Origin of the sequence: Pseudomonas sp. SIMBA_067, assembly GCF_046534675.1 — a bacterium.
In the GTDB taxonomy this organism is placed as follows: domain Bacteria; phylum Pseudomonadota; class Gammaproteobacteria; order Pseudomonadales; family Pseudomonadaceae; genus Aquipseudomonas; species Aquipseudomonas putida.
Genome location: NZ_JAWRYH010000264.1, coordinates 1 through 286, shown reverse-complemented (window position 1 = coordinate 286; position 286 = coordinate 1). Strand labels below are relative to the sequence as shown.

Genomic DNA, 286 nt, shown 5'->3' with positions numbered 1-286 from the left:
CTGCCAGCCACCAGGGCTGGGACGCACTGATGCAATATGCCTACAGCCAGCAGGCCTTCAACCCGGGCTGGCGCACGGCGGACAACTGGCACGCCTACAACGACCCCGCGATGATCGCCACGCTGCCCGCTGCTGCCCTGCTCTATCGCCGTGCCGAAGTGAAGCCTGCAACCACCCATTACGTTTTCGCACCGACGCCCACCACCCTTTACAACCAAGAGATCACCCCACGAAATTCGCCTTTGTTGCGCACAGCCATGGAGAAGGGCCAACTGCAGATTGCCCT

The 286-nt window shown here is 61.9% G+C and carries 1 pseudogene; it reads left to right on the top strand.

What is annotated here, in order from left to right:
* Positions 1–286 (top strand): annotated as a pseudogene (locus SB765_RS29020) (glycosyl hydrolase family 5); the annotation flags it as partial.